The sequence below is a fragment of the Halomonas borealis genome (assembly GCF_004798905.1).
Classification (GTDB): domain Bacteria; phylum Pseudomonadota; class Gammaproteobacteria; order Pseudomonadales; family Halomonadaceae; genus Halomonas; species Halomonas borealis.
The window spans coordinates 74,216-98,573 of record NZ_SDMO01000011.1 but is presented as its reverse complement, the minus strand read 5'-3'; the positions used below and the strand labels follow the sequence as shown (position 1 = coordinate 98,573).

Sequence of the window (24,358 nt, the reverse complement as noted above, 5' to 3'; positions counted from 1 at the left end):
GGTCAGCCGTCGTCGTGGTCGGCGGGCTGGCCCGCCGAGGAATCGGAAGTCACGGCCTCGCGCGCCAACGGCGCCGATGCCAGAGGAAGAGAATCGTCCGCCGTGGCGAAGAAGCCCCGCGCCCGCGCCTGATCGTCGCCGATCTGCGCCTTGAGGGCCGTGAGGCCATCGAACTTCACCTCACCGCGCAGCTTGGCGCAGGGCAGCACGCGCAGGGTCTGGCCGTAGAGGTCGTCGTCGAAGTCGAACAGGTGCACCTCGAGCACCGGCCGCTGGCTACCCACCGTGGGCCGCCAACCGACATTGGCCACACCGGCCAGGCGGCGGCCATCGGGCAGCTCGGCGATGACCGCGTAGACGCCCTGTAACGCCAGGGTGCGGGCCGACTGCGGCAGGTTGGCGGTGGGCACCCCGATGGTGCGCCCGAGCTGGCGGTCACGCACCACCCGGCCGGCGAGCCGATAGGGACGCCCTAGCAGGCGCGCGGCCTGGGCGAAGTTGCCACAGGCCAGCAGGGTGCGCACGCGGGTACTCGAGACCCGCTCGCCATCGAGCAGGAAGCTGCGGGTATGCTCCACCTCGAAGCCCCGCTCGCGGCCCACCGTCTCCAGCAGCGCGAAGTCGCCGCGCCGATCGCAGCCGAAGCGGAAGTCGTCGCCGACCACCAGGTGGCGCACACCGAGCCCCTCGACCATCACCCGCTCGATGAAGGCCCGTGCGGTCAGCGAGCGTAGCGTGTCGTTGAACGGCAGGCACAACACCCGATCGGCACCATGGGCGGCCAGCCGCTCGACCTTGTCGCGCAGCCGGCTCAGCCGCGGCGGCGCCTGAGCGCCGGCGAAGAACTCGCGGGGCTGGGGCTCGAAGACCACCACCGTGACCGGCAAGCCCAGCGTTCGTGCCCGCTCGCGCAGCTGATCGAGGATCGCCTGATGGCCGCGGTGCACACCATCGAAGTTGCCGATGGTCGCCACGCAGCCCCGGTGTTCCTCGCGCAGGTTGTGCAGTCCTCGAATCACTTGCATGGGCGTCATCGCGCTGGAGGTGAAAGATGCTCGATTATAACGGACCGAGGGCCCCTTGACAGCCGACCCGGCTTGGCCATCAGCCGTTGATCCGAAAATGCCGCGGTCGCACGCCGAGGGCCACCAGCCAGGCGAAGTAGGCACCCGCCCCGGCGACCACCAGCGCGGCCAACCAACCGACCCGACGCCACAGCGACCAATCGAGCCAGGCCTGCCACTCGGGCGTCAACCAGGCCAGCCCCACCCCCATGACCGCGCAGCCACCAAACAGCTGCACGGCATAGCGGCCCCATCCCGGCTGGAAGCGCAGCACACCCTCACGGCGCAGCAGGAGACCCAGCAGGCCGGCATTCAGAAAGGCCGACAGCGCCGTGGCCAGGGCCAGCCCCGCGTGGGCCAGCGGCCAGATCAGGATCAGGTTGAAGACCATGTTGGCGACCATCGCCACGATCCCGATCTTGACCGGCGTCTTGGTATCCTGGCGGGCAAAGAAGCCCGGCGCCAGCACCTTGATCAGCATGAAGGCCACCAGCCCCAGGGCATAGGCCCGCAGGCTCATCGCCGCCATGGCGATATCATGATCGGTCATGGCGCCGTAGTGGAACAGCGTGATCAGCAGCGGTTCGGCCAGCAGCGCCAGCGCCAGCGCCGCCGGCAGCCCCAGCAACAGCACGGCGCGGATCGCCCAGTCGAGCATCCGCGCGAAGTGCTCTCCGGACTGCTCGGCGTGACGCTTGGACAGCGCCGGCAGGATCACCGTGCCGATGGCGATGCCGAACACCCCCAGCGGCAGCTCCACCAGGCGATCCGAGTAATAGAGCCAGGAGACGCTGCCCGCCGCCAGCAGCGAGGCCAGCACGGTATCCAGCAGCAGGTTGATCTGTGATACCGAGACGCCGAACAACGCCGGTGCCATCAGCCTGAGGATGCGTCGCACACCGTCATGGGCGAAGTGTGGCCAGGGCCTGGGGATCAGCCCCAGCCGTGCCAGGAAGGGCACCTGGAAGAGCAGCTGGGCGGCACCGGCGATCAGCACCCCCCAGGCGAGCGCCAGGGATGGCTCACTGACCAGCGGCGTCAGCAGCAGCGCCGCGCCGATCAACGACAGGTTGAGCAGCACCGGCGTGAAGGCCGGCACGGCGAAGCGATTCCAGGTATTGAGCACGCTGCCGGCGAAGGCGGTCAGCGAGATCAACAGCAGGTACGGAAAGGTCAGCCGCAGCATGTCGGCGGTCAACGCCAGCTTCTCGGGGTCGCGCGCGAAGCCGGGGGCGAACAGCCACACCAGCCAGGGCGCGGCCAGCATGGCCAGCGCCGTGATCAACAGCAGCACGGCGGCGAGGCTGCCGGCCACCGCATCGAGCAGCTCACGCACCTCCTCGCGGGTACGCTGGGTCGCGTACTCCGAGAGCACCGGCACGAAGGCCTGATTGAAGGCGCCCTCGGCGAACAGCCGGCGCAGGAAGTTGGGCACCTTGAAGGCCACGAAGAAGGCATCGGCGCCCTGCCCCGCCCCCAGCAGCGCGGCGATCACCACATCGCGGGCCAGCCCCAGCACCCGCGAGAGCATGGTCATGGTGCTGACCACCAGCCCCGAGCGCAGCAAGCCGCCGCCCTTGGGGGCCGGCGGGGTGTCGGAGGCGGGCTGTGGGGTGGAATCGGTCACGGGGCGCTCCCTTCCGGTGCGGATCATACCGGGAATCGTCAGGCACAAAAAAACCGGCCGTAGCCGGTTTTTCGATGGCATGCCCGCGCCTGGCGGGCACCCATAGGCGTCCGGCGAGCTTACGCGGCCAGTGCCTTGATACGCTTGTTCAGGCGGCTCTTGATGCGAGCGGCCTTCTTCTTGGACAGCGCGTCCTTGTCGGCGATGCGGTCGATGACCGGCTGGGCGCGCTTGAAGCTGTCCATGGCCTGAGCATGGTCGCCGCCGTTGATGGCCTTGACCACGTTCTTGATGTAAGTGCGAACCATGCTGCGCTGGCTGGCGTTACGGACACGACGGTCTTCTGCCTGACGGGCGCGCTTGCGGGCTTGCTTGGTGTTAGCCACTGACTGTCTCCTTGGAGAAAGTTGTCACCGCCTGCTAGAGCGGTTTTGATAACATTTTGATCCAACAGGGAAAATAAGATTTCCTGTCGGTCTGGCCATCTGGCCGACCGCACCGAAAGGCGCAATCGCTTACGGGCCGTGTCTGAGAGGATGGCGCATCCTATCATGCAGCCGAGGCGCTTGCCAGCCTTGTCAAGGGCCGACACCCCGCCACAGCGGCGCTAGAGCATCACGAGATTGTCGCGGTGAATCAGCTCCGGCGCCTCCATGTAACCGAGGAGCGCCTCGATGCGATGGCTCGGCTGGCCGAGCAGGCGCTGCGCCTCGTCGACGCCATAGTTGACCAGCCCCTTGGCCACCCGACGCCCCTCCTCGTCCACGCACAACACCATCTCGCCACGCACGAAACGCCCGGCGATCGCCTTGACGCCGACCGGCAGCAGGCTGGAACCACTGTCACGCAGCACCTTCACCGCGCCGGCATCCAGGGTCAGGGTGCCGCGCACCTGGAGCTGGCCGGCCAGCCAGCGCTTGCGCGCCGCGATCGGCGCCTGGGCGGGGGTCAGCAGGGTGCCGAGCCGTTCGCCGTCGACCAGCCGCGAGAGCACCTCGGGCTGGCGACCGCTGGCGATCACGGTCAACGCCCCGGAGCGTGCCGCCAGGCGGGCGGCACGCACCTTGGTGGTCATGCCGCCGCGCCCCAGGGCACCGCCGTCGCCGGCCACCGCGGCCAGCCGCGGATCGTCGGCGCGCCCCTCGTCGATCAGCCGGGCCCGCGGATCGTTTCGCGGATCGGCATCGAACAACCCCTCCTGGTCGGTGAGGATGACCAGTGCATCGGCCTCGAGCAGGTTGGCCACCAGGGCTCCCAGGGTGTCGTTGTCGCCGAAGCGGATCTCATCGGTGACCACGGTGTCGTTCTCGTTGACCACCGGCACGACACCCAGCTCGACCAGGGTGCGCAGCGCGGAACGCGCGTTGAGGTAACGCTTGCGATTGGAGAGGTCGTCGTGGGTCAACAACACCTGGGCGGTGGTCAACCGGTGGCGGCCGAAGTGGCCCTCATAACACTCGGTGAGCCCGTTCTGGCCCACGGCGGCGGCGGCCTGCAGGGCATGCACCTCGGTAGGGCGCGTCTGCCAGCCCAGGCGCGCCATGCCCGCGGCCACGGCGCCAGACGACACCAGCACCACCTCGATGCCACGCCGGTGCAGGGCGGCGATCTGATCGACCCAACCACCGATGGCGGCCTCATCGAGGGCACGACCATCGTTGGTCAGCAGGGCGCTGCCGATTTTCACTACCACCCGCCGCATGCCTGTCAGAGCGTCGCGACCCGGGACCTCTTCACCTTTCGCCATCTTCGCCGTCCTTGATACGACTCGACCTCATCGGACCCACGCATGCCGTGCAAGCAGGCCACATGCCGACACCGATGCTACCCGCTACGCGACCTCAGGGGGCGTATTCGATCTCGACATCATAATCATCGTCATCGAAGTCGTCGTCATCCTCGTCGTCACGGCGACGCTTGCGCCCCAGCCGCGCCTCGGTGCGGGCCACGGCTTCGTCTTCCATGCGACGACGCATCTCGCGCTCGTGCTCGGCGACTTCCTCGTCCTCGTGCTCGAGGCGACGCCGCTCGGTGAGCCAGCGATGCGCCGCCTGTACCAGCGCCTCGGTGCCCTCGCCGCTGATCGCCGAGATGCGGAACACCGGGCCCGTCCACGCCAGGCGCCGCACGATCTCATCGGCGGCCGCCTCGCGCTCGTCCTCGGGCAGCAGGTCGAGCTTGTTGAGCACCAGCCAGCGCGGCAGTTCGGCCAGCGTCGGCGAGAACTCGCCCAGCTCGCGGGCGATGGCCTCGGCGGCCGTCACCGGGTCGGACTCGTCGAAGGGCGCCACATCGACCACATGGAACAACAACCGGGAGCGCGTCAGGTGCTTGAGGAAGCGCAGCCCCAGGCCGGCGCCGTCCGAGGCCCCCTCGATCAGCCCCGGGATGTCGGCCATCACGAAGTGCTCGTGTTGGGCAAGCTTCACCACGCCGAGGTTCGGCACCAGGGTGGTGAAGGGATAGTTGGCGACCTTGGGCTTGGCCGCCGACACCGCCCGGATCAGCGTCGACTTGCCGACGTTGGGCAGGCCCAGCAGGCCGACGTCGGCCATCACCTTCATCTCCAGGCGCAGGTTGCGCCGCTCGCCCTCGGTACCCGGCGTGGTACGCCGCGGCGCCCGATTGGTGGACGACTTGAAGTGGATATTGCCCAGCCCGCGGCGCCCTCCCTGGCCGACCAGCACCACCTGGCCGATCTCGGTGACGTCGGCGATCACCTCGAGGGTATCCTCGTCGATCACCGTGGTGCCCACCGGAACCTTGATGTGCAGGTCCTCGCCGGCGCGACCACTCATCTGCCGGCCCTGGCCGCCCTGGCCATTCTGAGCCTTGTAGAAGCGCTGATACTTGAAGTCGATGAGGGTGTTCAGGGCATCGTCACCGATCAGGTGAACGCTGCCGCCATGCCCCCCGTCGCCTCCGTCGGGGCCACCCTTGGGCACGTACTTCTCGCGGCGAAAGCTCAGGCAGCCATTGCCGCCCTTGCCGGCTTCCACGATGATCGAGGCTTCGTCGACGAACTGCATCTATCATTCTCCCGGCGGTACCTACCGCCATGATACAAGAAGGCCCCGCCATGGCGGGGCCTTCTCGCTACAGGTCCGGGCGGTCTCAGGCAGAGACGACGCTCACGAACTTGCGGTTCTTCGGACCCTTGGTCTCGAACTTGATCACGCCTTCGTCCAGGGCGAACAGGGTGTGATCCTTGCCGATACCAACGCCGTTGCCGGCGTGGAACTTGGTGCCGCGCTGACGGACGATGATGTTGCCCGGGGTCGCTGCCTGGCCGCCGAACAGCTTCACGCCAAGGCGTTTGGATTCGGAATCGCGACCGTTACGGGTAGAGCCCGCTGCCTTCTTATGAGCCATTGCAAATACCTCGCTCGTTCAGGGGAGTGACCGCTTACGCGGAGATCCCGGTGATCTTGACTTCGGTGAACCACTGACGGTGGCCCTGACGCGTCATGCTATGCTTGCGGCGACGGAACTTGATGATGTTCACCTTCTCGCCGCGGCCGTGTGCGACGATCTCGGCGGACACCTTGGCACCGCCGACGGTCGGGGCGCCGACCGTGATGTCGTCGTCGCTACCCACCAGCAGGACCTCATCGAATTCGATGGTGTCGCCGGTCGGCACTTCCAGCTTCTCGAGCTTGAGAGTCTGGCCTTCCTGAACGCGGTACTGCTTGCCACCGCTCTTGATTACTGCGTACATGCTTGTCTCTCCGGTACTCATCGGGGTTGGCTCTTCATCGACCTGCTTCGAGTGGCGCCCCTTCCGGCAACCATCTGGCAGGGAGCGAGATGAGTGGGTCGCGGATTATAACCGCCCGCGCGAACGACGACAACCCGGCGCCTGCCGCCGACGGCATGGCCGACGCTTCCCCGATGGCGCGGACGGCGTGCGCCTTGACGCCCCCCAGGGGGCCCCATAGCATGGCTCACACTCCCAGGCCGGCCCACAGCATCACGCACGGATGCCGCATGCCGCCTCCACCACTTCGTCGATGCCGCCTTCATGCCAGCCAACCCGTCGTCACCCCAGCTCGATAACGCCGTCCCCGCCTCGCCCATCCATGCCGTCGTCGCCGAGGACTTCAGCGCCGTCAATCACACCATCCTGGCGCAGCTCGCCTCGCGTGTGCCGCTGGTGAAGACCATCGGGCAGTACATCATCGACAGCGGCGGCAAGCGCCTGCGCCCGCTGCTGGTTCTGCTGGCCGCCCGCTCGCTGGGCTACCAGGGCGAGCGCCACGTGACGCTCGCCACCCTGATCGAGTTCATGCACACCTCGACGCTGCTGCACGACGACGTGGTCGACGAGTCCCACCTGCGGCGCGGCAAGGCCACCGCCAACGATGCCTGGGGCAACGCTCCCTCGGTGCTGGTCGGCGACTTCCTCTATTCGCGCTCCTTCCAGATGATGGTCGACGTGGGCTCGATGCGGATCATGTCCGTGCTCTCCGCCGCCACCTGCACCATCGCCGAGGGCGAGGTGCAGCAGCTGACCAACGTCGGCAACCCCGACGTGGACGAAGCCGCCTACTTCGAGACCATCCAGGGCAAGACCGCCATGCTGTTCGAGGCGGCCTCTCAGAGCGGCGCGATCATCGCCGACGCCACCCCGGAACAGGAAGCCGCACTGCGCGATTATGGTCGCTACCTGGGACTGGCCTTCCAGCTGATCGACGACCTGCTCGACTACCAGGGCGATGCCGAGGCGATGGGCAAGAACGTCGGCGACGATCTGGCCGAAGGCAAGCCGACCCTGCCGCTGATCCAGGCCATGGCCGCCGGCACCGCCGAGCAGGCCAAGCTGATTCGCCGGGCCATCCGCCAGGGCGGCCTCGAGCACCTCGACGAGGTACTGACGATCGTCAACGACACCGGCGCCCTGGACTACACCCGCGCCAAGGCCGAAGAAATGTCGGCCAAGGCCCTGGCCCGGCTGGATGCCCTGCCCGACTCAGCGTACCGCGACAGCATGGCCGAACTGGCCCGGCTGGCGGTGCAACGCCGCAACTGACGGCAGGGGGCCGGCGAGAGAAAAGGATGAGGCGGCAGAAGGGCTTGCATTCCAACCGCTCCTGCGTATAATGCTCATCCGTCGCCGCGAGACACGGCAGACATCGGAGTATAGCTCAGCTTGGTAGAGCGCTGCCTTCGGGAGGCAGAGGTCGTAGGTTCGAATCCTGCTACTCCGACCAAAGAATTCAGTAAAAGCGGCCACTTAGCTCATCGGAGCGGTGGCCGTTTTGCGTTGCATGCCTTCCGGGGCCGCTGGAATCCGCGGGGCCACAGGGCGCCAGACGTTATGCCAAGGCGGCTTCTCGACTATCCTTGTAGCCAGCAAGCCACACCGCTGGATGACGAGAGGGATGCCGCCGCCATGGACGAGATTCACTTCATCCCGCTGCTGCTGGGGGAGATCGAGCAGTACTTGCGAGGCCTGGCCGCCGCCGCACCCCGCATCGCCGGCGCGCTGCTGCTGATCGTGGCGACCTGGGGAGCCTCGAAGCTGCTGCGCGTCCTGGTCTCTCGGCTGGCCCACCGAGCCCGCCTGCGGCGCAACCTCACCGAGGTCATGGCGATGCTGATCGGCCTCACCGTGTGGCTGGTGGGGTTGCTGGTCGCCATCACCCTGGTGTTCCCCACCATCACGCCGGGCAAGGCGATGACCACCCTGGGGCTCGGCTCCATCGCCGTGGGCTTCGCCTTCAAGGACGTGTTCGAGAACTTCCTGGCGGGGCTTCTGATCCTGTGGCGCGAGCCCTTCAAGATCGGCGATCACATCGCCGTCGAGGAGCATGAGGTCGAGGGGCTGGTCGAGGAGATCACCGTCCGCGACAGCCATATCCGTCGCACCGATGGCCAGCTGATCGTGGTGCCCAACGCCCTGATGTTCCAGAACCCGGTCATCGTACGCACCGACCGCGACGTGCGCCGCACCTCGATCATCGTCGGCATCGCCTACGGCGAGGACGTTGACGCCGCTCGCTCGGTGATCGAGGTGGCGGTGCGCCGGGTCGACTCGGTGCGCGACGACGTGCGCGACATCCAGGTCTTCGCCAAGGCCTTCGGCGAGAGCTCCATCGACTTCGAGGTCACCTGGTGGACAGGCTCCAAACCGGTGGATATCCGCTCCTCCCGGGATCAGGTGGTGGCGGCCATCAAGCGCGCCCTCGACGACAACGACATCGAGATTCCCTTCCCCTACCGCACCCTGGTGTTCAAGGATGATTCTCCGGTGCCATTACCGCGCCCCGACGGGAATGACTGAGCCAGGACCTCACCGACCGCCACCCTGACCATCGTGCGCACCGATACGCAGCCCATGCTGCCTGAGCTTGCGTACCACGGTGGGCTGACTGATATCGAGCCGTTCGGCGATCGCGTAGGTGGAAGGTAGCTCACCACACAGCTCGGCCAGGATGGCCCGCTCGGTGCGCGCCAGTGCCGCCTTGAGCGATTCGCTCTCGCCCAGCCGCATCGATGCCTCACCGCCTCGCGCGCCCTCCTGCAACGACGACATCGCCCGACCCGATCGCGGTCCGACCGACGCCCCCTCGAGGCGGATGACATCGTCCGCCGCCGAGAGCCAGGCCCGTTCCAGCCAGTTCTCCAGCTCGCGCACGTTGCCCGACCAGTCGCGCCCCATCAGCTCCTGCCAGACGCAGCGACTCACCAACTTGTCGCGGCCATAGCGGACATTGAGCCGCTTGAGCTGTCGCTCCACCAGGCCTGGGATATCCTCGCGACGCTCGCGCAGCGGCGGCAGGGTCACGGGGATGACATTGAGCCGATAGTAGAGGTCGAGCCGGAAGCGCCCCTCCTCGACCCGACGCGCCAGGTCCTGGTTGGTCGCCACCACCAGTCGAAAGTCGACGCGCCGCGGGCGAGTGTCGCCCAGCCGAGTCACGCTGCCGTCCTGGATGACCTTGAGCAGCTTGGTCTGCATCGCCAGCGGCAGCTCGCCGATCTCGTCGAGGAACAGGGTGCCGCCCTCGGACTGCTCCAAGAGCCCCGCCTTGCCGCCCGGCGCCGCGCCGCTGAAGGCGCCGTGCCGATAGCCGAACATCTCCGATTCGAACAGGCTCTCGGGGATGGCGCCGCAGTTGACGTCGATGAAGGGACCCTCGGGGCGGGCGCTCCAGAGATGCAGCTGATGGGCGAAGGCGGTCTTGCCGACCCCGGACTCACCGAGCATCAGCACCGTGGCATCGGTCGGCGCCACCCGCTTGAGCAGCAGCGCCACCTCGCGCATGAGCTCGCTGCGCACCTCCAGTTCGCCCAGCTCGGCCTCCAGGCCAGCCTCCTCGGTGCCGCCGCTGCGGCGCAGATGATCGCTGAAGCGCCGCTGTAGCAAGGCGTATTCCTTCTGCAGCAGCTGCAGGTCGGTCAAGTCCATGGAGCGGCTGACCACCGCGGCCAATTTACCCGCCTGGAACACCGGATGCGCCTGGGCGATGACTCGCCTGCCGGTGCCCGTCACCTGCACCAGCTGCGCCGGCTTGCCGGAGCGCATCACCTCGAGGCTGACCGAGGGCTTGAGCACGCCCTGGGCCTCGAGGGCCTGAACGGTGGTGCGGCACAGATCCTCCCGGGACATGCCATAGACCGCCGCCGCCGCAGGACTGACATCGCGCACCCGTCCGCCGGCGTCGACCACGAAGAAATGGTCATGGGCGGTGTCGATGATGGTGCGCAGGATATCGCTGTTGAGCTCACTCATGAGGCCTCGCGCCGATACATTCATGGATCGTTGATCCACGAATGTATCACTTGCGCCGCTTTAACGATGCACACATGGATCGCCTTTTCAAAAAGGCTTGTAATATCAGTCTGTTAAAAATGGCACGATTCCTGCTTAAACAAAGAAGACCTTCCCCAACAGACGGAGCCAGACATGAGCGACCTGAACCAGCCCCTGGGTGGCAACGAGATGCCGCGCTTCGGCGGCCCCGCCACCATGATGCGTCTGCCGACCCAGGACGGCGCCGCGGGCCTCGATGCCGCCTTCATCGGCGTACCCATGGACATCGGCACCTCCAACCGCCCCGGCACCCGCCTCGGGCCGCGTCAGATCCGCGACGAGTCGCGCATGCTGCGTCCCTACAACATGGCGACCCGGGCCGCGCCCTTCGACAGCCTGCAGGTGGCCGACATCGGCGACGTGCCGATCAACACCTTCAACCTGCCGAAGAACCTCGACATCATCAGCGAGTTCTACGACAAGGTGCTCGCGGAAGACTGCGTACCGCTGACGCTCGGCGGCGACCACACCCTGACCTGGCCGATCCTGCGCGCCATCGCCAAGAAGCACGGCCCGGTCGGGGTGATCCATATCGATGCCCACGCCGACGTCAACGAGCACATGTTCGGCGAGGAAGTCGCCCACGGCTGCCCGTTCCGGCGCGCCCAGGAAGAAGGCCTGCTGGATGCTAACCGCGTGGTGCAAATCGGGCTGCGCGGCACCGGCTACGCCGCCGACGACTTCGACTGGTGCCGCGAACAGGGCTTCCGCGTGGTCCAGGCCGAGCAGTGCTGGTACAAGTCGCTCGAGCCACTGATGGCCGAGGTGCGCGAGCAGATGGGCGACGGCCCGGTGTACATCTCATTCGATATCGATGGCCTCGACCCGTCCGTGGCGCCGGGCACCGGCACCGTCGAGATGGGCGGGCTCACCGCCCAGCAGGGTCTGGAAATCGTGCGCGGCGCGGCTGGCCTCAACGTCGTCGGCGGAGACCTGGTCGAGGTGGCCCCGCCCTATGACACCAGCGGCAACACCGCCCTGATGGGCGCCACCCTGCTCTACGAGATGCTCTGTGTGCTACCCGGCGTCAAGCACCGCGACTAAGCCGAGCCCCGGCCCCGCGGGGCCGAGCCACATTACAAGACCAACAGGGAAACCCCCATGGCCGATTCCATCGACACGACCCCCGTCAACCGCACCGCGCCATTGAGCCGGAGCGGCCTGCTGAAGTTCCTGATCCCGTCGCTACTCGGCATCGGCCTGTTCCTGGTGCCCTTCTCGACCGGCGACACCATCAACATCGGCATGGGCATGATGGCCGACTGGCTCAAGGCTACGCTCGGCGATGCACTGCCCGCCATCGCCACCCTGGTGCTGTGCCTGTCGGTGCTGTTGACCGGCTTCGTGAAGCTGGCCAAGCCGGCATGGGCCCGGACCGGCATGCTGCATGAGCTGTTCGACGTGGCGCCGCTGTGGGCGATCATGCGCGCCCTCGGGGCCGCGTTCGCGCTGATGACCTACTTCCAGGTCGGGCCGACTTTCATCACCGCCTCCTTCACCGGCGGCGTGATGCTCAACGACCTGGCGCCGGTGCTGCTGACCTTCTTCTTCTTCGCCGCTATCCTGCTGCCCTTCCTGGTCGACTTCGGCTTCATGGAGTTCATCGGTAGCCTGGTGCGCACCCCGTTCCGGATCATCTTCGGGCTACCGGGGCGTAGCGCCATCGATGCCACGGCCTCCTGGATGGGCTCGGGCACCGTCGGCGTGCTGATCACCACCCAGCAGTACGAGCAGGGCTACTACAACCGCCGCGAGGCCTCGGCGATCGCCACCAACTTCTCGATCGTCTCCATCGCCTTCGCGCTGCTGGTCACCAGCTTCATCGGCATCAACCACCTGTTCGTGCCCTTCTACCTGACCGTGGTCATCGCCGGCCTCGTCGCCGCCGTCATCGTGCCGCGGCTGCCGCCGCTGTCGCGCAAGTCGAACAGCTACTACGAGCCGGCCGGCTGCCAGATCCAGGAAGAGAACACCGGCAACCAGAGCCTGCTGCGCTACAGCCTGGGCATCGCCGTGGCCCGCGCCGAGAAGGCCCCGGGGCCGGTCAAGCTGGCCAAGCTGGCACTCTTCAACGTCGCCGACATCTTCTTCGGCCTGCTGCCGCTGGTGATCGCCATCGGCACCGTGGCCCTGGTGCTGGCCGAATTCACGCCGCTGTTCACCTGGCTCTCCTACCCCATGGTGCCGGTGCTCGAGTGGATGCAGGTGCCCGAGGCCGCGGCGGCAGCGCCGGCGACCCTGGTCGGCTTCGCCGACATGTTCCTGCCGGCGGTGCTGGCCAGCGACATCGAGAGCGAGCTGACCCGTTTCGTGATCGCCTGCCTGTCGCTGACCCAGCTGATCTACATGTCCGAGATCGGCGCCCTGCTGCTCAAGTCGAAGATTCCGCTCAAGCTCTGGGAGCTGGTGATCATCTTCTTGCTGCGCACCGCCATCACCCTGCCGATCATCGTGCTCATGGCCCACTGGCTGGTGGGCTGAAGCGATGCCCATGAACCTCGAGAGAACAACGCCCATGACCTGTGCCGAGCTGCTGATTCGCCTGCTGCGCGACACCTACGCCACCGATACCGTATTCGGCATTCCCGGGGTGCATACCGTGGAGCTGTACCGTGGCCTGGAAGGCGGTGCCGAGGCCGGTGAAGCCACGCCCAGCGGCATTCACCACGTCACGCCACGCCACGAGCAGGGCGCCGGCTTCATGGCCGACGGCTATGCCCGGGCCACCGGCAAGCCCGGGGTATGCTTCATCATCACCGGGCCTGGCATGACCAACATCGCCACCGCCATGGGCCAGGCACTCGCCGACTCGATCCCGATGCTGGTGATCTCCAGCGTCAGCCGCCGCGACACCCTGGGCCGCGGCCAAGGCCGGCTGCACGAGCTGCCCAGCCAGCAGCAGCTGATGGCCGGCGTTTCCCGCTTCAGCCATACGCTGCTCGATCCGGACGCCTTGCCAGAAACCCTGGCACGGGCCTTCGCGGTATTCGAGGGGGCCCGCCCGGGGCCGGTGCATATCGAGATCCCCATCGACCTGTTCGATGCCCCGGCGAGCGCACCACGCCACTGGCAACGCGCGGCGCTGGCCAAGGCCGCCCCCGACCCCACGGCGCTGCACCAGGCCGGTGAGTGGCTCGCCGGCGCCGAGCGTCCGCTGGTGCTGCTCGGCGGCGGCTGCGTCGCGGCGCCCGAGGCCGCCCACACCCTGGTCGAGGCGCTGGACGCCCCCGCCGTGACCACCATCAACGCCAAGGGCCTGCTCGGCCGCGACCACCCGCTGGACCTGGGCGCCAACGCCTCGCTGCCGGCGGTGCGCGAGCTGGCCCGGGATGCCGATGTGGTGCTGGCCATCGGCACCGAACTCGGCGAGACCGACTACGACGTGGTCTTCGACGACGGCTTCCACCTCGATGGCCGGCTGATCCGGGTCGACGTCGACCCCCAGCAGCTGGCGCGCAACCAGGCCGCCGACCTGGCCCTGGTGGCCGACGCCGGCCAGGCCCTCGTAGCCCTGGCGGCGCGCTTCGCCGGACAACGTTTCAGCCGCGGCGGCGCCGAGCGCACCCGCGCCACCCTCGCGGCCCTGGGACTGGCCCGAGACCCGGCATTCACCACCTATGTGCCGCTGTTCGAGACCCTGCGCGAGGCCCTGCCCGAGGCGATCCTGGTCGGTGATTCCTGCGCGACCACCTATGCCGCCAACCACCTGGTGACCCAGCCGGCGCCGCGGCGCTTCTTCAACGCCTCCACCGGCTACGGTACCCTCGGCTACGGGCTGCCGGCGGCCCTGGGCGCCAGCCTCGCCCGGCCCGATTTGCCGGTGGTGGCGCTGGTCGGCGACGGCGGCGTGATGTTCACCCTGCCCGAGCTGGCCTGCGCGGTGGAGGAGCGTCTGCCGGTGGTGATCCTGCTGTGGCACAACCAGGGCTATGAAGAGATCCGCCGTTTCATGGACGACGCCGGCGTCACCCGCCTCGGCGTCGACATCCAGGCGCCGGACTTCCTGACCGTGGCTCGTGGCTTCGGCTGCCCGGCCACCCGCGTCAACGCCCCCGCCGAGCTGGCGCATGCCCTGGCCACCCGGCCCACCGACGGGCCCTTGCTGATCGAGATCGACGCAGGCGCCTGGGCCGGCGCCGTCGCTTCCGCCTGACCCCCGATTCCGGAGCCTTGCCATGCAACGACTGACCAAGCAGTTCATCGACAACCACTGGGTCGACAGCCAGGCCACACGCCGCCTGACGGTCACCGACCCCTACCGCCAAGAAACCCTCGCCGAGCTCACCGCCGGCGATGCGGCCGATGTCGATGCCGCGGTGGCCGCCGCCCGACGCGCCCAGCCCGACTGGCAGGCACTCGGCGGCGAGCGCCGGGCCGTCTATCTCGAGGCCTTCGCCGAGGCCCTCACCGAACGCCGCGAGGCGTTGATGCAGCTCTCGGCGCGCAACAACGGCAAGGCCCTGGCCGAGACCGCCATCGACCTCGACGACGCCATCGCCTGCTACCGCTACTACGCCGGCCAGGCGCGGGCATTGGAGGCCCGCCAGGGGCGTCTCGTCGAACACGCCATGGAGGGCGTCGAGGCCCTCACCTACGAGGATCCCGCCGGGGTCGTGGGCCTGATCACCCCCTGGAACTTCCCGCTGGTGACCAGCGCCTGGAAGATCGCCCCGGCGCTCGCCGCCGGCTGCACGGTGGTCTTCAAGCCCTCCGAGGTGACGCCGCTGCCTGAACAGGCGGTGGCGGAGATCGCCCTGGAGATCGGCCTGCCCTCCGGCGTGCTCAACCTGGTGCACGGCGACGGCGACGGCATCGGCGCGCCGCTCACCGCCCATCCGGGCGTCGACAAGCTCTCATTCACCGGCAGCAACGCCGTAGGCGAGAAGGTCATGCGCGCCGCCGCCGAGGGCAGCCGTGGCGTATCGCTGGAACTGGGCGGCAAGTCACCGATCCTGGTGCTCGACGACGCCGAGGTGGAGGCGGCCGCCGACTGGGTGATGGCCGGCATCTACTTCAACTCCGGCCAGATCTGCTCGGCCACCTCACGGCTGATCGTCGACGAGTCGCTGGCCGAGCCGCTTTACGCGGCGCTGGCCTCACGCATCGACGCCATCCGCCTGGGCGACCCGCTGGCCGACGACACCGACATGGGCCCGATGACCGGCGCCCGCCAGCGCCAGGCCGTGGAGCGGTATCTGGCCATCGCCGCCGAGGAAAGCCTCACCGCCGTGCGCGACGCCCGCCACCGGGAGTTGCCGAACCAGGGCGAGTTCATCGCCCCGACGCTGTACCGCGATGTGCCCACCGACAGCCGCCTGTGGCGTGAAGAGATCTTCGGCCCGGTGCTCTGCGCGCGCAGCGTCGCGAGCGAGGCCGAGGCCGTCGCCCTGGCCAATGAATCGGCCTTCGGCCTCGCCGCCACGGTGATCAGCGGCGACGCCGAGCGCGCCAAACGCGTGGGCCGCGCCCTGCGCGCCGGCAGCATCTGGTTCAACAGCGAGCAGCTGGTGATGCCGGAAGCCGGCTGGGGCGGCTTCGGGATCAGCGGCATCGGCCGCGAGCTGGGGCCCTGGGGGCTCTCCGCCTACCTCGAGGTCAAGCACCTGATCGGCCCGGCGGGCTGACGGCCACCGACCATACGGCCGGGGCCTCGTCACTCGGGGGGCAACGCCCTGCCCCGGCGGCTGGTACATGCCGGGGATCGGCGAGGCCGACGGCCCCACGACGCCCCCGGCCTACCGGCGACCGCCCCGCTATCGCGGAGGTAGCGTCGGGCCAGCCCCTCCCACCCTCGAGCCGCCCGGCTAACCGGTCTCGCCGAAGGCCTCGATGATGAAGGCCTCCATGGCCTGGGCGGCCGGCGACAGGCTGCGTCGCCCGGGGCGCAGCAGGCCCAGCTCGCGCTCCACCCGCGGGTCGACCAGCGGGATGAAGCGCAACCGTTCGTACTCCTCGGGGAAGGCCAGCCGCGGCAAGGTGGTGATGCCGATGCCCGACACCAGCATGGCGGTCAGCGATATCATGTTGGAGATATCGAAGGCGCTCTCGGCCAGCAAGGGTTCGGCGTCGCTGCCCTCCAGCAGCCGCGAGGTGCCATTACGGATCAGCACCTGGCCCTGCAGCGCCTCCCAGCCCAGCGCCTCTTGCCCGGCCAGGGGGTGATCGTCCCGGCACACCACCCCTACGGCGTCGCGCATCAGCGGCGTGAAATCCAGGTCATCGTCCTTCTGCCACAGGCTGGTGAGGCCCAGCTCGACCTCGCCGCCGGCCACCAGCTGCCGGACGAAATCCGCATTGCCGTCCTGCAGGCTGACACGCAGCGCGGGATGACGCTGGATGAAGTCGTTGAGCAGTCGTGGCATCACACGGCTGGCCACCGAGGGCACCGCGGCCATGTCGACATGGCCGACCTGCTGCTGGACCTGGGCCACCAGCTCCCGACTCAAGCGGTCGTGCTGGGTGATCAGCTCGCGGAAACGCGGCAGGCAATAGGCACCGAAGGGCGTGAGCACCGACTTGCCGCCCTTCTCGAACAGCGGCTCACCCAGGCGTTGCTCGAGCTCGCGCACCGCCATGGAGACCGCCGGCTGGGTACGATGCAGCTGGCGCGCCGCGGCATGGAAGCCTCCCGCGTCGACGATCGCCAGCACACAGCGCAGCGGCTGGATCTTGAGCTCGGGCAGCATGGTGTCTCCTTGGCCATGGCCGGTAAGAAAGTCTGATCACTGTATCTTTTTTATTGATTATCCTTATCTTGGACCCTCGCCTAGCATGACGGCAACGTCATCAAGGAGGTTCCCATGTCTCACGTTCATTCCCTGTACATCGACGGCGCCTGGGTCGAGGGCCAGGACAGCATCGCCAACGTCAATCCGTCGGATACTCGCGACCTGATCGGCGAATACGCCCAGGCCGGTGTCGACCAGGTCGGCGTGGCCATCGCCGCGGCCCAACGCGGCGTGAACGAGTGGCGCGAGAGCGGCCTGGAGCGGCGTTACGCCGTGTTGATGGCCATCGGCGACGAGCTGATCGCCCGCAAGGACGAGCTCGGCCGGCTGCTGGCCCGGGAAGAAGGCAAGGCCCTGGCGGAGGGCGTCGGCGAGGTCTACCGCTCCGGCCAGTTCTTCCACTACTACGCCGCCGAGGTGCTGCGCCAGATCGACGAGCGGGTCGATTCGGTGCGCCCGGGGGTCGAGGTCGACACCCGCCGCGAGCCGGTGGGCGTGGTCGGCGTCATCAGCCCCTGGAACTTCCCCATGGCCACCGCGGTGTGGAAGATCGCCCCGGCGCTGGCCTTCGGCAATGCAGTGATCTTCAAGCCGGCCAACCTGGTGCCGGCCAGCGCCTGGGCGCTGACCGAGATCATCAGCCGCCAGGCGCTGCCCGCCGGCACCTTCAACCTGCTGATGGGGCCCGGCTCGAGCGTCGGCGACGCGCTGATCTCGAGCCCCGAGATCCACGCCCTGAGCTTCACCGGCTCGCTGGGCGTGGGCCGCCGCGTGGCGGCCGCCACCGCCGGCAACCTGGTCAAGTGCCAGCTGGAGATGGGCTCCAAGAACGCCCTGATCGTCGCCGATGACGCCGACCTGGAGCTGGCCGTGGAGGCCGCCTTCGCCGGCGCCTATTCCGGCACCGGCCAGAAGTGCACCGCCTCCTCGCGGCTGATCGTCACCGACGCGGTCCACGACGCCTTCGTCGACAAGCTCATCGCCAAGCTGAAGACGATCCGCGTCGGCCACGCCCTGGAAGACGGCGTGCATCTCGGCCCCGCCGTGGATGCCCGCCAGCTGGAGTCCAACCTGGCGTGGGTCGAGCGTGCGAAGACCGATGGCGCCACCCTGGCCTTCGGCGGCGAGCGCCTGGAACGCGACACCGAGGGCTACTACATGGCGCCGACGCTGTTCGTCGACACCACCAACGCCATGGCCATCAACCGCGAGGAAGTCTTCGGGCCGATCGCCTGCGTGATCCGGGTGCGCGACTACGAGGAGGCGATCGCCACCCTCAACGACACCAACTTCGGCCTCACCGCCGGCATCATCACCGACTCGCTCAAGCTCGCCAGCGACTTCAAGGCCCGCGCCGAGACCGGCTGCGTGATGGTCAACCTGGCCACCGCCGGCACCGATTATCACGTGCCCTTCGGCGGTCGCAAGGACTCGAGCTTCGGCCCCCGCGAGCAGGGCCGCTACGCCCGCGAGTTCTACACCGTGGTCAAGACCTGCTATGTCAAAGCCAACTGAGCCAAGGCCCGAGGAGCGTGCCATGTCACAGGAAATGCTGATCGTCGACGGCCTGCAGTACTCCAACTGGTCGCGGGAGATCTTCGAGCAGATGCGCGAGGGCGGCGTCGATGCCGTCCACGCCACCCTGGTCTATCACGAGACCACCCGCGAGACGCTGAGCCGCCTCGGCGAGTGGAACCGTCGCTTCGAGGCCCACGGCGACCTGATCATGCCGGTGCGTGCGCCGGGCGACATCGAACGCGCTCGCCAGGCCGGCAAGGTAGGCATCTTCCTCGGCGCCCAGAACTGCTCGCCCATCGAGGACGACATCGACATGGTCGCGGTGATGCGCGACCTGGGCCTGCTGATCATGCAGCTCACCTATAACAATCAGAGCCTGCTGGCCTGCGGGTGTTACGAGGCCGAGGACAGCGGCATCACCCGCTTCGGACGCCAGGTGATCGGCGAGATGAACCGCGTGGGCATGGTCATCGACATGTCCCACAGCGCCGAGCGCTCGACCCTGGAGGCCGTCGAGCTCTCCGAGCGGCCGGTGATCATCTCCCATGCCAACCCGGCCTCCTTCCATCCGGCCAAGCGCAACAAGTCGGACAAGGTGCTGGAAGCGATCGCCGAGTCCGGCGGCCTGCTGGGGTTCTCGGCCTATCCTTTCCACTTGAAGAACGGGCCCGACTGCTCCCTCGACGACTACTGCGACATGATCGCCCGCACCGCCGATCTGATGGGCATCGAGCATATCGGCATCGGTACCGACCTGTGCCAGGCGCAACCGACCTCGGTGCTGGAATGGATGCGCAACGGCCGCTGGTCCAAGGCGATGGACTACGGCGAAGGCAGTGCCGGCAACGCCGGCTGGCCGCAACCACTCGCCTGGCTGCGCGACAGCCGCGACTTCCCCAACCTGGTCGCGGGGCTACGCCGGCGCGGCTTCGACGAGGCAGAAGTCGCCCGCATCATGGGCCGCAACTGGGTCGAGCTGCTGGAGCGGACCGCCGTGCCGGCCCGGGCCGAGGAGGCCGCCGCCTGACCCAGCGGTGCCTCGCCGCCACACAATAACAACGCCCTCAAAGGGCCATCAGCAAAGGCCAAGACCATGACACAACACCACGCCACGTCTCATGCCGCGCCGGCATCACGCGAGCGGCGCCTGGGCGACCCGGTCGTCCTCGTGCTCAGCATCGGCTTCATCCTGCTGTTCGTCGCCCTGTCGCTGTATGACATCGACATGGTCGCCGACACCATCAGCGCCGGCTTCGCCTGGACCGCCGCCACGCTCGGCGCCTACTTCCAGCTGTTGCTGCTGCTGACCTTCTTCATCGCCATCGGCGTGGCCATCACGCCCGCCGCCAGCGCCCGAATCGGCAACCTCGCGACGCCGGAGATCGGCACCTTCAAGTGGCTGTCGATCATCATGTGCACCCTGCTGGCCGGGGGCGGGGTCTTCTTCGCCGCCGGCGAGCCGGTCTACCACTTCGTGGTCACCCCACCGGCCTTCGACAGCGAGCCCGGTTCCGCCGAGGCGATCGCCGACGCCCTGGCACAGTCCTTCATGCACTGGGGGTTCCTGGCCTGGGCAGTGCTCGGTTCGCTGACCGCCGTGGTGCTGGCCCACGCCCACTACGACAAGGGCCAACCGTTGCAGCCACGCACCCTGCTCTACCCGGTGCTCGGCGAACGTATCATGAGTGGCTGGTTCGGCGGTGTCGTCGATGCCCTGTGCGTGATCGCCGTGGTGGCCGGCACCGTGGGCCCGATCGGTTTCCTGGCCACCCAGGTCAGCTTCGGGCTCCACGAGCTGTTCGGCGTCGCCGCAGGGTATGGCACCCAGCTATTGGTCCTCGTCGCCCTGGCGGTGGTCTATGTGACCTCGGCGGTCACCGGCATCCATCGCGGCATCCAGATACTCAGTCGCTTCAACGTGATCCTGGCGCTGACCATCGCCGCGACGATCTTCGTCTTCGGCCCCACGCTGTTCCTGACCAACGCCTTCACCCAGGGCTTCGGCGAATACCTGAGCTCCTTCTTCAGCATGGCCACCATGACCAATCAGACCGCGCCGGCCTGGTGGATGCAGTGGTGGACGGTGTTCTTCTTCGCCTGGTTCATCGGCTACGGGCCGCTGATGGCGATCTTCGTGGCGCGCATCTCGCGTGGGCGCAGCATCCGCCAGATGATCCTCGCCGTGGCGGTGATGGCCCCGGTGGCCACTACCGTGTGGTTTACCCTGCTCGGCGGCTCGGGCATTCATTACCAACTCACCGGCGCCATCGATCTCACCGAGGCGCTCAACAACTTCCAGTTCGACGTGGCGACCCTGACCGTGGCCCAGGCGCTGCCCGGCGGCACCCTGATGGCGTTGGCGATCCTGGTGCTGACGACCATCTTCGTGGCCACCACCGGCGATTCCATGAGCTATGCCATCGCCGTGGTCGGCTCCGGCCATGATGAGCCCAACCCCCTGGTGCGTGCCTTCTGGGGCATCGCCATGGCACTGATGGCTGGCATCCTGCTGTACATGGGCGCCGGCCAGATCAGCGTGCTGCAACAATTCATCGTGATCACCGCCATCCCGGTGTCGCTGGTGCTGCTGCCCTCGCTGTGGACCGCCCCCCAGGCCGCCCGCGCCATGGCCCGCGAACAAGGCCTGTCGACCCGCCGTACACCGGAGCCCGACCATGGCTGAGTATCGCGACGCCACCGCCCCTGGGATGCCACTGCGTGCCGCCGACGAGGCCATGGACCTGGAACGCCTGGGCAGCCTGCCGGCCAGCCGCCTGAGTTTCGTGCGCAGCCTGGTGCGCCAGATGGCCCGCCAGCGCTGGCAGGTCAGCCGCGCCCGCTTCGCGCTGGACGCTCAGGGTCATGGCATCGCCATCTACCGGCTGCAGACGCCCCACGGGCGCTATCACGGGGTCATATTCTCCCATCACCTGGACGACGCCCAGCGTTCGGACCGCGTGATCGCCCAGGCCTGGGACGTGACCTTCGGAGTCATCGAGGGCGACGTCGACGATGTCCTGCTCGAGCAGATGGCCGCCAACGTGCCGCTGCAGGAGGCCGGCCGCCAGCATCCGCGGCTGCTGGTGCTGTCCCGCGCCAATCGTAGCCTGCGCAACTTCACCCACTTCGTGACGGCGCTTGGCGCCGGCGACCAGCCCGATCCCGCCCAGCTGACCCGGGCCGGCTACCTCTACCGGACCACGGCGGTCTACGGCAACGGCAAGTTCGGCATCGCCGACTTCGTGCGCCTGCAGGACAACCCCGACTTCCAGCGTCCCTTCTCGGCCCAGATGCTGGCGGTCTACCTGCTGCGTCACTTCTCCATCGAGCAGGTGGAACACATCGCCCGCGCCCAGGCCCCCGACACGGCGGTTCCCCTGGCCACCGAGCTGCGCCGCTACCTGGGCATCGGCAACTCCACCGGGCTCGGCATGGCGCCCTTCCTGATCAACCACCCCCAGCTGATCCAGCAATGGGTGACCTGCCGGGAGACCGCCCTGGCCATGGCGCTCGGCCAAACGCCCGACGAGGCACGGCGCCAGCGGCTGATCGCCTTGACCCGGCGCGCCATGCGCCACCTGGCGCAGACGGTCACCGAAGACGCCGAGCAGGGCGAGCGCAACGCCGCCGTCGTGATGGCCCTGCCCGAGGTAATCGCCTGGCTCGAGGAGATGCCACTGGAGGACGACCTCTGGCAGCAGCTGGTGGCCTGGAGCGCTCGCACCCTGCCGCTGGAGGCCCAGGAGCTGATCAACACCCTGCTGATCGAGCTCTACCCCGAGCGGGTCGACTCGCTGGTGGACCAGATGGGCATCGAGGAGCGCCTCGAACTGACCCCCGACATGCCGCTGGTGCGCTTGAAGCAGCTGATCGAGACCCATTACGACTGGGCGCTGGCCGAGGACTTCGCGCTCCCCGAGGCACGCCACTGGTTCTGGTATCGCTCGACGGAGAAGGAGGAGCCACGGCTGGGTGTACGCGGCGTCGAGCCCGGAGCCGAGAAGGAGCTGCCGCTGGCCATCGCCCCCCGAGTCCACCATACCCACGGCGTGCTCAGTGACTTCCTGGAGGCCAATCCCCGGGCCCTGGTGGTGGAGTTCCTGATCGCTCACCCCCGCCACAAGGACATCGTGCGGCGCATCCAGACCCTGGCCGATACGCCCTACGGGGAGATTCGCGCCAACCTCTGGCACCGCGACATGAAGCCCATGCACCTGCTACGCACCAAGCTGTCCTTCTTCGGCGCCGGGCGCTTCGATCCCAAGTCGGATCGCTGGGTGCGTATCACCCTGTTCCAGGGCGCGCCGCTGGTGGAAGAACTCAATGCCGAGCCCCGGGACCTGGCCGCGATCGACGACTGGAGCTTCCCGCTGGAGCCCGAGGGCGTCATGCACTCACAACGACAAGGGGCAGGAGAGACATCATGAAGGCGTCCTACAACGAATTGCAGGGCCTGTGCCGCAAGGCCTTTATCGGCATGGGCTTCGAGGAGGGCGACGCGGCGGACGCCGCCGACATGGTCGCCTGGATGCAGTGCTTCGAGCTGGGCGGCCTGGCCGCGCTCAGTCGCGGCCTGGACTTCCTGCTCGAGGACGACCCCGACGAGCTGCCAAGCGTGCTCTACCAGGACGGCGACCTGGCGGTGGTCGACGGCCACGGGCAGAGCGTGCTGAGAAGCTCCACCCTGGCCCTCGAGCTCGGCTTCGCCAAGGCTCGGGCTCGGGGGCTCGCGGTGATCAAGATCCGCCATTGCCACAATCGCCAGCTGATCATGGGCTACCTGGCCCGGCTGGCGGGGCGCGGCATGAACGTCACCGCCTTCTGGCGCAACGCCCAGCAACCGCCCACCGAGCAGGTCGTCGGCTTCCGTGCCAACGGTTCGGTGCCGGAGATTCGCGTCTACGCGGTGCACGAGGTGCCCGAGGAGAACGAGCCCAACGACGCCGTCACCCTGGTGATGGCCAACCACGTCGACCTGCTGCCGGCGATGCGTTCGGACTACCGCTACGACCTGTTGGCGCGCCACGACGAGTCGGACCTGCTGGCCTGCCGCCACCGCTCCCTGGCCGAAGGCATCGAGGTCGACGAGGCCGTCTGGGAACGCCTCAAGCACCTCGCCACCCGCATGCTGGTGGAGGCCAGCGAGGCCTCCCGCGAGGGTGCCGGCGCCGGCACCCAGGATAACGACTGAGACCGAGACGAGGCATCACCCATGATTCATCCCGTCAGCACCGACCTCTTCGCCTCCCAGGCGCCCTTGGAATGGGCCGTGGTCGGCAACGGCATCCTGTTCACCGCCCAGATCCCCATCGGCACGGATGGCCAGGTGGTCGAGGGCGGCATCGAGGCCCAGACCCGCCAGACCCTCGACAACCTCACCCACACCCTGGAGAGGGCCGGCGCCGGCCTGGACGCCCTCACCCAGGTGCTGATCTACGTCACCGCCCGGGAGGACCTGGCCACGGTCAACAAGGTCTACGCCGAGTACATCGACGCGCCCTACCCCAATCGCGCGGCGATCATCGTCTCCGGCTTCGCCCGGGAAGAGATGCGGATCGAGATGCTGGCCTACGCGGCCGTAGACGCCGCCGCGTCCTGAGGCCCG

The 24,358-nt window shown here is 68.0% G+C and carries 21 protein-coding genes and 1 tRNA gene; 13 read left to right on the top strand and 9 right to left on the bottom strand.

The genetic code is table 11. From position 1 onward, the window contains the following. Window positions 1–2: 2 nt before the first annotated feature. The 7 genes from ribF to rplU all read right to left on the bottom strand — a co-directional run bounded on the left by ribF (window position 3) and on the right by rplU (window position 6,409). Window positions 3–1,025 (bottom strand): bifunctional riboflavin kinase/FAD synthetase, encoded by a 1,023-nt coding sequence (ribF, locus tag ETC07_RS11835; protein WP_136248727.1) that lies wholly within the window; start codon window positions 1,023–1,025, stop codon window positions 3–5. Between the two features lie 79 nt (window positions 1,026–1,104). Continuing rightward, window positions 1,105–2,601, bottom strand: coding sequence for a murein biosynthesis integral membrane protein MurJ (gene murJ, locus ETC07_RS11830; RefSeq protein ID WP_438590663.1), 1,497 nt, complete (start codon window positions 2,599–2,601; stop codon window positions 1,105–1,107). Window positions 2,602–2,810: 209 nt separating this feature from the next. Beyond that, window positions 2,811–3,077 (bottom strand): 30S ribosomal protein S20, encoded by a 267-nt coding sequence (gene rpsT / locus ETC07_RS11825; protein ID WP_136248725.1) that lies wholly within the window; start codon window positions 3,075–3,077, stop codon window positions 2,811–2,813. Window positions 3,078–3,298: 221 nt separating this feature from the next. Next, on the bottom strand, window positions 3,299–4,438 hold the full coding sequence (proB, locus tag ETC07_RS11820; RefSeq protein ID WP_136248724.1) for a glutamate 5-kinase: 1,140 nt from the start codon (window positions 4,436–4,438) through the stop codon (window positions 3,299–3,301). 94 nt (window positions 4,439–4,532) lie between these two features. Further along, on the bottom strand, window positions 4,533–5,720 hold the full coding sequence (gene cgtA, locus ETC07_RS11815; protein ID WP_136248723.1) for an Obg family GTPase CgtA: 1,188 nt from the start codon (window positions 5,718–5,720) through the stop codon (window positions 4,533–4,535). Between the two features lie 85 nt (window positions 5,721–5,805). Continuing rightward, window positions 5,806–6,063 carry a 50S ribosomal protein L27 gene (rpmA, locus tag ETC07_RS11810; protein WP_136248722.1) on the bottom strand — a complete coding sequence of 86 codons (258 nt, stop codon included), beginning with the start codon at window positions 6,061–6,063 and terminating at the stop codon, window positions 5,806–5,808. 34 nt (window positions 6,064–6,097) lie between these two features. Next, a complete protein-coding gene (rplU, locus tag ETC07_RS11805) occupies window positions 6,098–6,409 on the bottom strand; it encodes a 50S ribosomal protein L21 (RefSeq protein ID WP_136248721.1) in 312 nt (103 codons plus the stop codon). Between the two features lie 303 nt (window positions 6,410–6,712). On the opposite strand from rplU, the gene ispB reads away from it, so the two are divergent. The 3 genes from ispB to ETC07_RS11790 all read left to right on the top strand — a co-directional run bounded on the left by ispB (window position 6,713) and on the right by ETC07_RS11790 (window position 8,974). Then, window positions 6,713–7,720: an octaprenyl diphosphate synthase gene (gene ispB / locus ETC07_RS11800; RefSeq protein WP_136248720.1), complete on the top strand. Its 1,008-nt coding sequence runs from the start codon at window positions 6,713–6,715 to the stop codon at window positions 7,718–7,720. Window positions 7,721–7,824: 104 nt separating this feature from the next. Then, window positions 7,825–7,901: transfer RNA gene (locus ETC07_RS11795), tRNA-Pro, on the top strand. A gap of 182 nt (window positions 7,902–8,083) precedes the next feature. Then, window positions 8,084–8,974, top strand: coding sequence for a mechanosensitive ion channel family protein (locus ETC07_RS11790; protein ID WP_168709218.1), 891 nt, complete (start codon window positions 8,084–8,086; stop codon window positions 8,972–8,974). A 9-nt stretch (window positions 8,975–8,983) separates the two neighbouring features. Here ETC07_RS11790 and ETC07_RS11785 read toward each other — a convergent pair whose 3' ends face one another. Further along, complete coding sequence (locus ETC07_RS11785; RefSeq protein ID WP_136248718.1) at window positions 8,984–10,426, bottom strand: sigma-54 interaction domain-containing protein; 1,443 nt, start codon at window positions 10,424–10,426, stop codon at window positions 8,984–8,986. 174 nt (window positions 10,427–10,600) lie between these two features. On the opposite strand from ETC07_RS11785, the gene speB reads away from it, so the two are divergent. From speB to ETC07_RS11765, 4 genes are read left to right on the top strand one after another with little or no spacing between them, the layout of a single operon-like run. Continuing rightward, window positions 10,601–11,551 carry an agmatinase gene (gene speB / locus ETC07_RS11780; RefSeq protein WP_136248717.1) on the top strand — a complete coding sequence of 317 codons (951 nt, stop codon included), beginning with the start codon at window positions 10,601–10,603 and terminating at the stop codon, window positions 11,549–11,551. A gap of 57 nt (window positions 11,552–11,608) precedes the next feature. Then, on the top strand, window positions 11,609–12,988 hold the full coding sequence (locus tag ETC07_RS11775; RefSeq protein WP_136248716.1) for a YjiH family protein: 1,380 nt from the start codon (window positions 11,609–11,611) through the stop codon (window positions 12,986–12,988). Between the two features lie 34 nt (window positions 12,989–13,022). Beyond that, a complete protein-coding gene (locus ETC07_RS11770; RefSeq protein ID WP_136248715.1) occupies window positions 13,023–14,660 on the top strand; it encodes a 5-guanidino-2-oxopentanoate decarboxylase in 1,638 nt (545 codons plus the stop codon). A 22-nt stretch (window positions 14,661–14,682) separates the two neighbouring features. Then, on the top strand, window positions 14,683–16,131 hold the full coding sequence (locus tag ETC07_RS11765; protein ID WP_136248714.1) for an aldehyde dehydrogenase family protein: 1,449 nt from the start codon (window positions 14,683–14,685) through the stop codon (window positions 16,129–16,131). 180 nt (window positions 16,132–16,311) lie between these two features. Here ETC07_RS11765 and ETC07_RS11760 read toward each other — a convergent pair whose 3' ends face one another. Next, the gene (locus tag ETC07_RS11760) at window positions 16,312–17,193 is read right to left on the bottom strand and encodes a LysR family transcriptional regulator (protein ID WP_136248713.1); all 882 of its coding nucleotides are present in this window, start codon (window positions 17,191–17,193) and stop codon (window positions 16,312–16,314) included. 114 nt (window positions 17,194–17,307) lie between these two features. Between ETC07_RS11760 and ETC07_RS11755 the strand changes: the two genes are divergently transcribed. From ETC07_RS11755 to ETC07_RS11730, 6 genes are all read left to right on the top strand, one after another. Further along, window positions 17,308–18,750 (top strand): aldehyde dehydrogenase family protein, encoded by a 1,443-nt coding sequence (locus ETC07_RS11755; RefSeq protein ID WP_136248712.1) that lies wholly within the window; start codon window positions 17,308–17,310, stop codon window positions 18,748–18,750. A gap of 22 nt (window positions 18,751–18,772) precedes the next feature. Next, complete coding sequence (locus tag ETC07_RS11750) at window positions 18,773–19,780, top strand: dipeptidase (protein ID WP_205742547.1); 1,008 nt, start codon at window positions 18,773–18,775, stop codon at window positions 19,778–19,780. Between the two features lie 66 nt (window positions 19,781–19,846). Further along, window positions 19,847–21,436 (top strand): BCCT family transporter, encoded by a 1,590-nt coding sequence (locus ETC07_RS11745; protein WP_136248711.1) that lies wholly within the window; start codon window positions 19,847–19,849, stop codon window positions 21,434–21,436. Beyond that, window positions 21,429–23,180 (top strand): hypothetical protein, encoded by a 1,752-nt coding sequence (locus ETC07_RS11740; RefSeq protein WP_136248710.1) that lies wholly within the window; start codon window positions 21,429–21,431, stop codon window positions 23,178–23,180. Before ETC07_RS11745 ends, ETC07_RS11740 begins: the two co-directional genes overlap by 8 nt. Then, complete coding sequence (locus ETC07_RS11735; protein WP_136248709.1) at window positions 23,177–23,944, top strand: DUF3726 domain-containing protein; 768 nt, start codon at window positions 23,177–23,179, stop codon at window positions 23,942–23,944. Before ETC07_RS11740 ends, ETC07_RS11735 begins: the two co-directional genes overlap by 4 nt. A gap of 21 nt (window positions 23,945–23,965) precedes the next feature. Continuing rightward, on the top strand, window positions 23,966–24,352 hold the full coding sequence (locus ETC07_RS11730; RefSeq protein WP_136248708.1) for a RidA family protein: 387 nt from the start codon (window positions 23,966–23,968) through the stop codon (window positions 24,350–24,352). Window positions 24,353–24,358 lie beyond the last annotated feature (6 nt).